Origin of the sequence: Actinomadura rugatobispora, assembly GCF_042656285.1 — a bacterium.
Classification (GTDB): Bacteria; Actinomycetota; Actinomycetes; order Streptosporangiales; family Streptosporangiaceae; genus Spirillospora; species Spirillospora rugatobispora.
Genome location: NZ_JBHSON010000011.1, coordinates 1 through 12,705, shown reverse-complemented (window position 1 = coordinate 12,705; position 12,705 = coordinate 1). Strand labels below are relative to the sequence as shown.

Genomic DNA, 12,705 nt, shown 5'->3' with positions numbered 1-12,705 from the left:
CCAGGGTTAATTGGTGATGGCGGGTGTGGTGTTGAGGGAGAGGCCTGTGGGGGGCAGGCAGCCGTCGATCACGCCGGGGTGGTGCTGGATCATCTTGAGCCGGTGCTTGATCATGCCGGCGAGGTCGTCCAGGTCGGTGGCAAGGAAGTTGACCATGGAGCGTTTCAGCAGCGACCACACCGTCTCGGCCGGATTCAGCTCGGGTGCGTAGGCGGGCAGGTAGAACACCGTCAGCCAGTCGGCGTGGGCGTCGATGAACTTGAAGAACGAGCGCGACGAGTGGGAGCTGCCCGGCGGACGCTTGGAGTCGTCCGACCTCACCCCGAGGGGGCCGTGGAGCGGGAAATCGCCGAAGAGACCGGTTGGACCGTCAATGCCGGTCCGCTCTTGGACATGTGGATCTACCAGCCGCTACCGGAGGCGTTGCCCGAGGGGCGCGTGGTCATCGTCACCTACGGCTGCACCGTGCTCGATCCTGATATCGAGCCGGTGGTCAGCCACGAGCACAAGCAACTCGGGCTGTTCACCGCCGCGCAGGTCCCTGCCCTGCACATGCCGGACGGGTACAAGCGCTCCATCGGCGACTGGTTCGCCAGGATGTGCCCGTGATGTCAGGCGGCACCCCCGACCCAGCCCTCGAGCGGCGGCCGACCGTCCATGCCATGTGGCGTTGGGCCACCCCACAAGCCCAGCGCGTCCTGACCACCGGCGACCTGGAGAAGATCCTTCGGTTCCACCGCTGCACCAACGGCCACGACCGGACCGGGCCCGGTGAACTCCTCGGCAACGACAAGTCCTACGTCTCGCTGCTGGAACTCGGAAAGCGCCGTTCTTCGTCTAGCTGCGCCTGGGTGAGCTTGTCCCGCTTGCGTTCCTCGGCCAGCCGGGCTCTGCTCTGACGGGCCATGAGCGCCTTGCGGCGTCGCTCGGCTTCCTCTTTGCCGCCGACACGTGCGATGTAGGCGTCACGGTCCCATTTGGTGTAGCTGCTCATCGCTCGGTCTCCTTCTCACCTCGTTCTTTTTATAGCCAGCCAGCGTGAGCGGTGCTCAGTGGGTGGCGCCGTCCAAGGTGCGGGTGCCGCGGTTCATGGTCGTGAGGCTGGGGCGGCCCTCGCCGACCCGGAACGTGCGCAGCGTGAGCAGTTGCGGTGTCTCGGGGGTGCGGATCGAGCGGACGGCCTTCATCGTCGCCGTGATCCCCGACGGTGTCACGTCCATGACCACGTAGCCGTGCGCGGCGGAGTTGAAGTACTCCAGGTGCGGGTTGCTGCCGCGCAGCGCCCACGTCAGGTCGGTCTCCGGCGGCACGATCAGCCCGCCCTGCCCGAACGTCGCCATCTCCACGAAGTTCGCCGAGGTCACCGAGCCGCCCAGCAGGCTCACCCCCACCGGGTCCTGGGACGGGTCGTCGAAGTCGGGCCGCAGGTACCCGGCGCCGAACGAGTGCAGGTCCCCGGTGATCGTGACCAGGTTGTCCACGTCCCGGAACGCGGTCAGCAGCCGCTGCCGCTCCACCGGGAACCCGTCCCACTGGTCGAGGTTGAGGAACACCGAGAAGCGCCCGCCGGACGTGGCGCGGGCGGGCAGGTCCGGGAAGAGCCGCTTCAGGTAGAGGTCGAGCAGCTTGAACTGCATGCACATCACCTCGTTCCCCCACACCTTCCAGGTGGCGGTGGAAGAGGTGATCTGGTCGGTGAACCAGGCGCGCTGCTCGGCGCCGAGCATGGTCCGCTCGGGGCTCAGCCGTTCCGGGCAGCCCGGGGTCGCGTACATGTCGAGCAGCCCCAGCCCGCACGGGGGCTTGGACCGGTAGGTGCGCTCGTCGGTCAGCACCAGGTCCATGAGCCCGCCGAAGCGCAGCGTCCGGTAGGCGGTGAGCGCCCCGGTCGGCCCGCCGGACGGGTCGAAGCGGGCACCGGCCGTCGAGTACTCCGACCACGCTTGGACCGAGGCCAGCTTCCGCTCGGGCGCGTAGTTGGCGGCCTCGTCCTCGGTGTCGGTGTCGTAGGCGCCGTAGGAGTCGTTGGCGAACTCGTGGTCGTCCCACATCTGGATCACCGCGAACCGCTCGTGCAGCCGCTGCAGGTCCGGATCGGACCGGTAGGTCTTGTAGAGGGCGCGGTAGTCGCCGAGGGTCTGGGCGGTGGTCCGGCCGCTCGGCAGCGTGATCTCGCGGACCTGGGCGCCCTGGAAGCTGGAGTCGGCGGTCGTCTCGTAGATGTAGTCGCCCAGGTGGACGACGAAGTCGAGGTCCTCCTCGGCCAGGTGCCGCAGCGCCGTGTAGTGGCCGTTGGTGTAATCCTGGCAGGAGATGTAGCCGAACCGCAGGCCCGCCGGGGACGATCCGGGGGCGGGCAGCGTGCGGAAGCGTCCGGTGCGGCTGGCGGTGCCGCCGACGATGAAGCGGTAGTGGTACGTCGTCCAAGGGCGCAGGGCCCGCGCCGCCACCCGCACCTTCACGGTGTGGTCGCGCCCTGCGGCGGCCGTGGTGACGCCGCGGACCAGCGGGGCGGCGAAGGACGCGTCGGCGGCGATCTCGTACGCGACCCGTCCGGCGGCATCCGGGGCGACCCGCGTCCACAGGACCACCCCGTCGGGGGACGGGTCGCCGGACGCCACGCTCTGCGGGAACACCTGCGGCGCCCGGAGACCGTTCCGCACCTGGAACAGGCGGGCGACCTCGTCCGGCGGCCCGGCCGAGGCGGGCACCGCCTCGCCGACCGACCAGGTCACCGCGGCGGCGAACGACAGGCCCAGGAACGTACGGCGGGACACCTCGGACACGGGGACCTCCGGGGGGCGAGGCGCGGCGGGGGACGGAGAACAGTGATCGACCCTGACGCTCCCGAAGGATCACCCGGTTATCAACAGGTGTCCGGCGCCCGGCGGTGACCGGAACCGGCAAACCACGGCACAATCGCAGCGTGGTCCCCACGCGCAAACCCCACGTGAAGCCGCAGGGAGCGGTGACCCGTGGCACCACCGCGCCCAACCGGCTGCGCCGCGTGGACCGCTGGATCGCCGCCACCCAGGCCGCCGGGCCGCTCCGCGCCGCCCGCGCCCCGCTCGCCGTCGACCTGGGGTACGGGGCGTCGCCGGTGACGACGGTCGAGTTCTACACGAGGCTCCGCGTGGTGGCCCCGGGCCTGGAGGTCGTCGGCATCGAGATCGAGCCCGACCGGGTCGCGGCCGGTCAGGCCGTGGTGGCGGGCGGCGCGTACGAGGGCCTGTCGTTCCGGCGCGGCGGCTTCGAACTCCCGGTGGAGCGCCCGCCCGTGCTGGTGCGGGCCTTCAACGTGCTGCGCCAGTACGAGGAGCCCGCGGCCTGGCGGGCCTGGGACGATCTGCGCGCCCGGCTCGCCCCCGGCGGCGTCCTGGTCGAGGGCACCTGCGACGAGATCGGCCGCCGCGCCGTCTGGGCCACCCTGCCCGCCGGGTCCGAGGAACCGGCCACGATCACGTTCGCCGCGCACCTGGCCACCCTGGAACGGCCGTCCGACCTCGCCGAACGCCTCCCCAAGACGCTCATCCACCGCAACGTCCCCGGCGAGCGGGTGCACGCGCTCCTGGCCGACTTCGACCGCTGCTGGGCGGCGGCGGCCCCGCACTCGGCGTTCGGCCCCCGCGCCCGCTGGATCGAGGCGGTGGCGCTGCTGTCCCGCACCCGGCCGGTGATCACCCGGCCCCCGTACGGCGGGCGGGCCCGATGGCGGCTGGGCGAGGTCACCTTTCCCTGGTCAGCAGTCGCACCCGCCGGCCCTTCTTCCCCGCGCCGCTGAGGATCTCGACCGTTCCGCGCTCGCCGTCCACCCGGACGCGGTCGCCGGTGCGCAGCCGCACGGTCGCGTTCCCGCAGCCCAGGACCGCCGGGACGGCCAGCTCCCGGGCCACCGCCGCCGCCCGCGACAGCGGCGCGCCGACATCGGTGACCAGGGCGCCCGCGCGCGGCAGCACCAGCGTCCAGCCGGTGTCGGCCACCCCCGTGACCAGCACCTCGCCCGGCGCCAGCGCCGCGGCCTGCTCGGGGCCGTCCAGCACCCGCACCGTGCCCTCCACGACCCCCGCGGCGCCGGGCAGGCCGCTGGTGGCGGCGCCGGCGGCCGGCTCGGGCGGGAACCCGGCCAGCGGCTCGGTCGCGTCGTGGAAGTCGGTGCGCCGCCCGCGGCTGCCCGCCCACCCGACCGGGTCGAACCGGCCGCGGATCAGGACCGGGTACGGGGCCAGCGCCGTGTAGCGCTCGTGGGTCCGGCGGCGCCGGGCCGCCAGGTCCGCCTGGGCGGCCCCGGCGTCGCCGTCCAGCACGGACAGGACCTCGTCGATCGTCAGGAAGAACACGTCGTCGTCGCCGAGGCCCGTCAGCTCCCCGGCGCGGCGCAGGAACGCCCGCACCACCGCGTAGATCCGCAGCACCTCCGACAGCGCCGACTCCCGGTCGTGCGCGGCCCGCGCCCACCGGCCGACGCGGCGCCGCGTCGCGGCCACCTCGCCCGGGTGGCGGTCCCGGAACCGCCGCCAGGCCGCCCGGCCCTGCTCCCGCCGCGCCCGCAGCCGCTCGTCCGCCTCCCGGCCCGACCCGGCCGCCAGCTGCTCCTCCAGCCACGACGGGTCCTCGGCCGTGCGCGGCATCGAGATCTCGAACTCGTGCGGGCCGCGATGCCCCCACCCGCGCAGGTAGACCGGCTCGGTGATCTCGCCGCGGTGCAGCCGCGCGAGGCCGTCCACCGGGCCCAGCGCGGCCGGCGCGGGCCCGTCCGGCTTCCGCAGCCCGGACAGCATCGCGTCCGCGTCGCCCTCGCCCACCAGCCGGTCCAGGTCGCGGCGCAGCGCGACCGCCGGCGGCGCGCCCTCCCGCCGCGCCGCCGCCAGCATGTGGCACGCCTCGACGAAGAACGGCTCCAGCTCGTGCCCCCACAGGTGCAGCAGGGCGCCCGGATCGTCCTCCCGGTCGATCCGGTCGCGCAGCTCCGCGCACCGCCCCGGCGACGACTCCAGGAAGCCGGGGAGCCGCCTGCGGAGGGCCCGGCCGCGCCGCGCCGCCCTCGCGGCCTTCGGCAGCACCTCGCGGGCGATCTCCGCCCGCGACATCGGCAGGCTCGGGATCTCCGCCTCCGGCGGCAGCCTGCCGAAGGACTCCTCCAGCAGGCTCTCCCGCGTGCCCCTCCCCATGCCCAGGGACGAGGCGCCGGCGAGCGCCGCCGCCACGCTGAGGTCCATGTAGAGGCGGCCGCCGATGTTGCCGTACGCGCGATACCCGCCGAGCCGGGGCACGGCCAGCGTCTCGTCCATGAACAGCCGCACCAGCGACCACGTGGACGGGGTCATCACGTCCGGGACGGCCTCGGCCAGATCGCCGTTGGACCACAGGTGGTCACCGGCCAGGCTGTCGTTCCACGCCTCCGTGGCCGACTCGGCGAATCCCGTGCTCGCGGGCGCGGCCTCGCCGCGTTCCGCCCCACCCGTGACGGGAAGGGCCACGAGGATGTACGGGTAGCCGTCGTGCAGGGCCCACTCGACGCTCACCGGCTGCCCGAACAGCGCCTCGGTCCGCTCGCCCAGCCGCGCCAGGGCCGCCGCCTGGTCGTCGTTCAGCACGGGCTCGTGCCGCCACCGCTTGGGCACCGGCTCCTCCACCACCGGCGGGCCGTCGGGACGCTCGGAGGCCACCGTCATCGTCGTCTTCTCCGCGATCCGCCGCTCGACGACGTGGCCGCTGCCCTTCTCCACCGTGTACACGTCCGGCGTGACCCGGCCGGTGATCACCGGCTCGCTCAGCCCCCACGCGGCGTTCACCACGATCCGGCCCGTCGCCGGCCGCCGCCCGGCCGCGGGGGAGCCCGGCGCGACCGTGGTCATCATCCCGGCGGCGTCCGCCCGCACCATCGACTGCACCAGCACGGCCATCGCCACCCCGTCGTGGTCGATGCCGTTGCGGATCCGGTACTCCAGGGCGCGGGCCGACCACAGCGACGCCCAGCACCGCCGGACCGCCGTCACCAGCGCCGCCTCCCCGCGCACCCACAGGACGGTCTCGTACAGGTCCGCCGGCGAGACCGCCTCCGGCACCGTCCCGGGCGGCGGCGACGACCGCACCGCGACCGGGTGGTCCTGCTCGCCCAGGCCCGCGTACGCCCAGCGCACCTGCGCCGCGATCTCCATCAGCGGCTCGTACGGCTGGAACAGCTCCGCGATCCGCCGCGCCGCGGCCTCCGCCGTCGCCGGCAGGTCGGGATCGACCCGCGCCGCCACCGACAGGATCGGGTCCCGCAGCCGGTGGAAGTCCACGAAGTAGCGGTAGGCGTCGGTGGTGAGGTGGAAGCCCTCGGGGACCGGCAGGCCCGCCGCGGCCAGCCTCGCCAGCATCGCGCCCTTCCCGCCCACCGTGGCGGGACCGGCTCCGGCGTCGTCGAGCGGCAGTACGAAGGTCCGCTGGGTCATCTCGCGCTCCGTCCCCGAAAACTCCCCCTCTTCGGAGTCGCATACCCGGGAACGGGCGGATGATCCTTACCGGAGCGAACCGGGCGGCGGGCTCAGCCGGTGCGGTGCACCTTCTGCGCGGTGGCCTGGACGCGCGGCTGCACGTCGATCCGGTCGATGTTGACGTGCGGCGGCCGGGTCACCGCCCACGCCACGCAGTCGGCGACGTCGTCGGCCACCAGCGGCTCGGGCACGCCCTGGTACGGCTTGGCGGCCTTCTCCTCGTCCCCGCGGAAGCGCACCAGCGAGAACTCCTCGGTCTTCACCAGCCCCGGCGCGATCTCGGTGATCCGCACCGGCTCGGCCACCAGCTCCAGCCGCATGACCTCGTTCACCGCGTAGGCCGCGTGCTTGGCCGCGTTGTACCCGGCACCGCCCTCGTACGGCTGGTGCGCCGCCAGGGAGGTGATGTTGACGACGTGCCCGGCGCCGCTCGCGATCAGCCCGGGCAGCAGCGCCTTGGTGATCCGCAGCAGCCCCAGCACGTTGCTGTCGTACATCGCCTGCCAGTCCGCCGGGTCGGCCTCGGCCACCGGGTCCAGGCCCAGCGCGCCGCCGGCGTTGTTGACCAGCACGTGGCAGTCGGCGACCGCCGCCGCCAGCGCGTCCACCGACGCCTGGTCGGTCACGTCGAGGGTGGCCGCCGCGATCCGGCCCGCGCCCGGCACGCTCCCGGAGATCTCCTCGGCCAGGGCGTCCAGCCGCTCCCGCCGCCGGGCGGCCAGGACGACGTTGAAGCCCTCGGCGGCCAGCCGCCTGGCCGTCGCCGCCCCGATGCCGCTGCTCGCACCCGTCACCACCGCCGTCTTACGCATGCGTCCAAGCCTCCCAGGCCCCGGCGGGCGGACGAACCCCCGGGGCGCCCGCGGATACCGACCGGCTGACCGGGACAATCACCCTGAACGGCCATTGAAAGGTAAAGGAGCCCCATATCGGGGGAACACCGACCCCGATCGGTAGGTTGCAACACTGGAGGTGGTGTCGGGTGCCGCGTCGTATCAACCGGGTCGCGACGGTCAGCGTTCACACATCGCCGCTCGATCAGCCGGGCACCGGCGACGCGGGCGGCATGAACGTCTACATCGTGGAAGTGGCCAGGCGGCTGGCGGCACGAGGCATCGAGGTGGACATCTTCACCCGCGCCACCTCGCGGGCCCTCCCGCCCGTCACCGAACTCGCCCCCGGCGTCCTGGTGCGCAACGTCGTCTCCGGCCCGTTCGAGGAGCTGGAGAAGACGGCGCTGCCCCGCCACATGTGCGGGTTCACCTCGGGCGTGCTGCGCGCCGAGGCGTCCTACGACCCCGGCCACTACGACCTCGTCCACACCCACTACTGGCTGTCGGCGCAGGCCGGGCAGGCCGCCAAGCGGCGCTGGGGCGTGCCGCTCGTGCACTCCATGCACACCATGGCCAAGGTCAAGAACCTCGCCCTGGCCGACGGCGACACCCCCGAGCCGGACGAGCGGGTGACCGGCGAGGAGGAGGCCGTCACCGCCTCCGACCAGCTCGTCGCCAACACCGCCGAGGAGGCGCGCGAGCTCATCGACCTCTACGGCGCCGACCCCGCCCGCGTCGCCACCGTCAGCCCCGGCGTCGACCTCTCCCTCTTCCAGCCCGAGTCGGCCCTGCTCTCCCACGGGTCGGAACGGCTCGCCGGCGGCACCGGCACCGCCCGGCACCGCCTCGGCCTGCGCCCCGACGCCTACGTCCTGCTGTTCGTCGGCCGGATCCAGCCGCTGAAGGCCCCCGACGTGCTGCTGCGCGCCGCCGCCCGGATGCTCGCCGACGACCCCGCCCTGCGCGAACGGCTCGTCGTGGCCGTGGTCGGCGGCCCCAGCGGGAGCGCCCGCTGCCGTCCCGAGGGGCTCCAGTCGCTGGCCGCCGAGCTGGGGATCACCGACGTCGTGCGGTTCGAGCCGCCCGCGCCGCAGGGGGAGCTCGCCGACTGGTACCGGGCCGCCGACGTGACCGTCGTCCCGTCCCACAGCGAGTCGTTCGGGCTGGTGGCGGTCGAGTCCCAGGCGTGCGGCACCCCGGTCGTCGCGTCCGCCGTCGGCGGGCTGCGCACCGCCGTCCGGGACGGCGAGTCCGGGATCCTGGTGCGCGGCCACGACCCGGCCGGCTACGCCGCCGTCCTGAGCCGCCTGCACGCCGAGCCCGCACGCCGCGCCCGGCTCGCCCGCCACGCCGTCCGACACGCCCGAAACTTCGGCTGGGACGCCACCGTGGACCGCCTCCTGGAGGTGTATACCGGTGCCTTGTCCCATCTCGACAGGGCCACCCTTCCCGCGGAGGTGACAGCATGACGGAGCGAAGCGAGGGCATGCTGTCGGTTTTGCCGGGGGGTGTGGGGGGGCGTCCCCCAACAAGGAGGACAGCATGACGGAGCGAAGCGACGTCGGCCAGGATCACGGGGCCGTGATCGAGGAGACGCTGCGGGCGTCGGAGCTGGAGTACGACACCCCCCGGCCCGGGGCGTTCTTCGTCAAGCTCCCCGGGCAGCGCAAGCTCGCCACCATGACGTGGCTGATCATCGGCGACCACAGCCTGCACGTCGAGGCGTTCTTCTGCCGCCGTCCCGACGAGAACCACGCCGAGTTCTACCGGTTCCTGCTGGAGCGCAACGGCCGCATGTACGGGGTCGGCTTCGCCCTCGACGAGGTCGGCGACGTCTACCTGGTCGGCCGGGTGCCGCTGGCCTCCATCAGCCCCGACGAGATCGACCGGCTGCTGGGCTGCGTGCTGACCTACTCCGACGAGAACTTCGACAAGGCCCTCGAACGCGGCTTCAAGTCCTCCATCCAGCGCGAGTGGGACTGGCGGGTCAAGCGCGGGGAGAGCCTGGCCAACCTCCAGGCGTTCGCCTCGTTCGCCGACCCGGCCAACCGCACCGACGGCTGACTCCCGGGTCGCCGCCTATAAGCTTCGGTGTCATGGCGACCTTGGTATTGCTCCGGCATGGCGAAAGCGTGTGGAACGCCGAAGGGCTGTTCACCGGGTGGGTGGACGTCGACCTTTCCACGAAGGGCGAGGGCGAGGCGACCAAGGGCGGCGACCTGCTGCTCGACGCCGACATCACGCCCGACGTGGTGCACACCTCGCTGCTGAAGCGGGCCATCCGCACCGCCAACATCGCGCTGGACGTGGCGGACCTGCTGTGGATCCCGGTGCGCCGCTCCTGGCGGCTCAACGAGCGCCACTACGGCGCGCTCCAGGGCAAGAACAAGGCGCAGACGCGCGAGGAGTACGGCGAGCAGCAGTTCATGACCTGGCGCCGCTCCTACGACACCCCGCCGCCGCCGATCAAGGACGACGACCCGCTGTCGCAGGTCAACGACCTGCGCTACGCGGGGCTGCCGTCCGAGCTGATCCCGCGCACCGAGTGCCTGGCCGACGTGGTCGACCGGCTGCTGCCGTACTGGTACGACTCGATCGTGCCCGACCTGGCCGCCGGCCGCACCGTGCTGGTCGCCGCGCACGGCAACTCGCTGCGCGCCCTGGTCAAGCACCTGGACGACGTCTCCGACGACGACATCGTCGGCCTCAACATCCCCACCGGCATCCCGCTGGTGTACGAGCTGGACGACGACTTCGCCCCGCTCAAGCGCGGCGGCGAGTACCTCGACCCGGCCGCCGCCAAGGCCGCCATCGAGGCCGTCAAGAACCAGGGGGCCTCCGGCGCGGCCGCGGCGCCCGCCGCGTCCGCCCCGGCGCCGGGCAAGGAGCCCGCCAAGGGCAGGGCCGGCCGGGGCCGCAAGAAGAAGTAAGGCCCCGGAGGCTCTGAACAGCCTCGGAGGCCCTACGACGAATACCTGCCTGGAGGCGCAGGGCGGCTCCTGCGAAAGACCGCCCTGCGCCTGCAGGTGCATGCGGTGCCTGAGCGTACCCGCGTACCGCCGCGCAAACCAGGCCGGGGTCCCGCTTGCTCGGGACCGTGCCAGGACCGTGCCAGGTTCGGGCGTGGACGAGGGGCACCCGCAGGGCGGCCTCAGGGCAGGTCGACGATCTCCGCCGGACGCTGCCCCGTCACCAGGTAGACGACGTTCTCGGCCACGTGCACGGCGTGGTCGGCGAAGCGCTCGAAGTACCGTCCGGCCAGGGTGATGTCGACCGCCGGCTCCACCCCGTGCTTCCACTTGGGCGACAGCAGGATGTCGAACAGCCGGCGGTGCAGCTTGTCCATCGCGTCGTCGTCGGCGTCGAGCTCCAGGCCCATCTCGACGTCCTTCGAGGCGATCACGCTGCCCGCCTTGGCGATCATGCGTTCCGCGATCTGGCCCATCTCCAGCACCGTGGCCTGCAGCACCGGCGGCACCGCGGACTCGGGGTGCCGGCGCCGGGCGGTCTTGGCGATGTGCACCGCCAGGTCGCCCATCCGCTCCAGGTCACCGCTCATCCGCAGGGTGGTGATGAGCGTGCGCAGGTCGCCGGCCACCGGCTGCTGCCGCGCCATCAGGTCGAAAACGGTCTCCTCGATCTCCGCGTCGATCTTGTTGACGTTCTCGTCGCCGCTGATGACCTCTTCCGACAGCCGCAGATCGGCGTCCAGCAGCGCGGTCACCGCGCGGGCCATCGCGGAGCGGACCAGCCGGGTCATCTCCACCAGCTTGTCGGCGAGGGAGTCGAGCTCCTCGTGGTAGGCGTCGCGCAATTCGTGTCCCCAGGGGTGAGATCGAGGGCGTTGGAGGGCTAGGAGGGCGTTCGGGCGATTCGGACGATTCCGACGAGATTCTCGAGGGTTCCGAGATTCTCCCAGACAAGGGCGGAACCGGGCGGTACGGGTGGGACGAGGGTGGTGCGCTCGTCCGGCCGCCGGGCGGACTCGCCCAGCGCACACCTTGCCCCACCTGCATGAACCAACCCGAATAAAGAGGTGAACTTTGGGCGAACGCGCCCGCGTTACCAGGCCCCATAGTGCAGGAACGGACCGTCGGGCACTTACGATCCAGGATGTGGAGGTCGAGATTGTCGCAGGCCTGGCCGGGCTTGCCGGGCTCGCGATCGGGCTCGCGACTGGATTGGCGGTGCGCGTGAGCGAGCGAGCCCAGCGTGTGGCGGTCCCGGCGACGCCCCAGGGCGGGCTGCCGCCGGGCGTGGCCTCGGTGCTGAGCGTGCTCCGCTCCTCCGCCGTCGTCGTGGACGCCGAGGACATGGTGCTGCGGGCGAGTTCCGCCGCGCGCGCGTTCGGCATCGTCAGCGGTGACCGGCTGGTGGTGGACGAGCTGCTGGCCATGGCCCGGCTGGTGCGGCGCGACGGCGAGATCCGGGAGACCGAGATACAGGTAGGCAGGTCCCGCGGCCGGCACCGAGCCGACGGGCGGTGGTTCGCGGTGCGCGTCGCGCCGCTCGGCTCGCACGGGCTGGTGCTGGTGCTGGCCGAGGACCTCACCGAGATGCGCCGGGTCGAGGCGATCCGGCGGGACTTCGTGGCCAACGTCAGCCACGAGCTCAAGACCCCGGTCGGCGCGCTGTCGCTGCTGGCCGAGACCGTGGAGAGCGCCGCCGACGACCCCGAGGCGGTGCGCCGGTTCGCCGGCCGCATGCAGCACGAGTCGGTGCGGCTGACCAACCTCGTCCAGGACCTGATGACGCTGTCGTGGATCCAGGGCGACGAGCCGCTGTCCGAGCTGCACCCGGTCTCCCTCGACGAGATCATCGTGGAGGCGATCGACCGCAGCCAGATCAAGGCCGCGTCCAAGAACATCGAGGTGACCGGCGGCGGCAAGGAGGGGCAGAAGGTCCGCGGCGACGAGGAGCTGCTCGTCACCGCGCTGCGCAACCTGATCGACAACGCCGTCGCCTACAGCCCCGAGAACACCCGGGTGGTGGTGTCCACCCGGCGCTGCGACGACCTGCACGTCGAGATCAACGTGACCGACCAGGGCATCGGCATCCCCGAGGGCGACCTGGAACGGATCTTCGAGCGCTTCTACCGGGTCGACCCGGCCCGCTCCCGCCAGACCGGCGGCACCGGCCTCGGCCTGGCCATCGTCAAGCACGTCACCACCAAGCACCACGGCGAGGTGACCGTCTGGAGCAAGGAGGGGTCGGGGTCCACGTTCACGATCCGGCTGCCGCTGCTCCAGCCGGCCCGTCCGCCCGGCGCGGCCCGCGCGACGGAGCCCGAACCGGACGACCGGCCCGCGCCGGACCCGTTCGACGGGGAGCCGCCCTCCGCGGGCCCGGCGGACGGCGACGGGCCGCCGCAGGCCCCGCCGTCCCGGCATCCG

At 72.9% G+C, this 12,705-nt stretch carries 12 protein-coding genes; 6 read left to right on the top strand and 6 right to left on the bottom strand.

Annotated features, from left to right (window positions below; genetic code table 11):
- Positions 1-6: 6 nt before the first annotated feature.
- Positions 7-321, bottom strand: a complete 315-nt coding sequence (locus ACFPZN_RS09755; protein ID WP_378281512.1) for a transposase — start codon at positions 319-321, stop codon at positions 7-9.
- A gap of 12 nt (positions 322-333) precedes the next feature.
- Here ACFPZN_RS09755 and ACFPZN_RS09750 point away from each other — a divergent pair, with 12 nt between their 5' ends.
- Positions 334-609, top strand: a complete 276-nt coding sequence (locus tag ACFPZN_RS09750; protein ID WP_378281511.1) for an NUDIX hydrolase — start codon at positions 334-336, stop codon at positions 607-609.
- A 187-nt stretch (positions 610-796) separates the two neighbouring features.
- Here ACFPZN_RS09750 and ACFPZN_RS09745 read toward each other — a convergent pair whose 3' ends face one another.
- Together ACFPZN_RS09745 and ACFPZN_RS09740 are read right to left on the bottom strand one after the other, a co-directional pair.
- The gene (locus ACFPZN_RS09745; protein WP_378281510.1) at positions 797-994 is read right to left on the bottom strand and encodes a hypothetical protein; all 198 of its coding nucleotides are present in this window, start codon (positions 992-994) and stop codon (positions 797-799) included.
- A gap of 55 nt (positions 995-1,049) precedes the next feature.
- Positions 1,050-2,786, bottom strand: a complete 1,737-nt coding sequence (locus ACFPZN_RS09740; RefSeq protein ID WP_378281509.1) for an alkaline phosphatase D family protein — start codon at positions 2,784-2,786, stop codon at positions 1,050-1,052.
- Positions 2,787-2,968: 182 nt separating this feature from the next.
- Between ACFPZN_RS09740 and ACFPZN_RS09735 the strand changes: the two genes are divergently transcribed.
- On the top strand, positions 2,969-3,781 hold the full coding sequence (locus ACFPZN_RS09735) for a class I SAM-dependent methyltransferase (RefSeq protein WP_378281508.1): 813 nt from the start codon (positions 2,969-2,971) through the stop codon (positions 3,779-3,781).
- On the opposite strand, the gene ACFPZN_RS09730 is transcribed toward ACFPZN_RS09735, so the two are convergent.
- Positions 3,726-6,437, bottom strand: a complete 2,712-nt coding sequence (locus ACFPZN_RS09730) for a PEP/pyruvate-binding domain-containing protein (protein WP_378281507.1) — start codon at positions 6,435-6,437, stop codon at positions 3,726-3,728. The genes ACFPZN_RS09735 and ACFPZN_RS09730 overlap by 56 nt on opposite strands.
- A 92-nt stretch (positions 6,438-6,529) precedes the next feature.
- Entirely contained in the window at positions 6,530-7,291 is a 762-nt protein-coding gene (locus ACFPZN_RS09725; RefSeq protein WP_378281506.1) for an SDR family NAD(P)-dependent oxidoreductase, read from the bottom strand.
- Positions 7,292-7,461: 170 nt separating this feature from the next.
- Between ACFPZN_RS09725 and mshA the strand changes: the two genes are divergently transcribed.
- The 3 genes from mshA to ACFPZN_RS09710 all read left to right on the top strand — a co-directional run bounded on the left by mshA (position 7,462) and on the right by ACFPZN_RS09710 (position 10,242).
- Positions 7,462-8,781 (top strand): D-inositol-3-phosphate glycosyltransferase, encoded by a 1,320-nt coding sequence (mshA, locus tag ACFPZN_RS09720; RefSeq protein WP_378281505.1) that lies wholly within the window; start codon positions 7,462-7,464, stop codon positions 8,779-8,781.
- Positions 8,782-8,854: 73 nt separating this feature from the next.
- A complete protein-coding gene (locus tag ACFPZN_RS09715; RefSeq protein WP_378281504.1) occupies positions 8,855-9,376 on the top strand; it encodes a type III secretion system chaperone family protein in 522 nt (173 codons plus the stop codon).
- Positions 9,377-9,408: 32 nt separating this feature from the next.
- Positions 9,409-10,242, top strand: a complete 834-nt coding sequence (locus ACFPZN_RS09710) for a phosphoglyceromutase (RefSeq protein ID WP_378281503.1) — start codon at positions 9,409-9,411, stop codon at positions 10,240-10,242.
- A gap of 221 nt (positions 10,243-10,463) precedes the next feature.
- Here the strand turns inward: ACFPZN_RS09710 and phoU are convergent, their stop codons facing one another.
- Positions 10,464-11,126 (bottom strand): phosphate signaling complex protein PhoU, encoded by a 663-nt coding sequence (gene phoU, locus ACFPZN_RS09705; protein WP_378281502.1) that lies wholly within the window; start codon positions 11,124-11,126, stop codon positions 10,464-10,466.
- A gap of 301 nt (positions 11,127-11,427) precedes the next feature.
- Between phoU and ACFPZN_RS09700 the strand changes: the two genes are divergently transcribed.
- Positions 11,428-12,705 (top strand): sensor histidine kinase (locus ACFPZN_RS09700; RefSeq protein WP_378281501.1); only part of this gene is annotated, 1,278 nt, incomplete at its 3' end.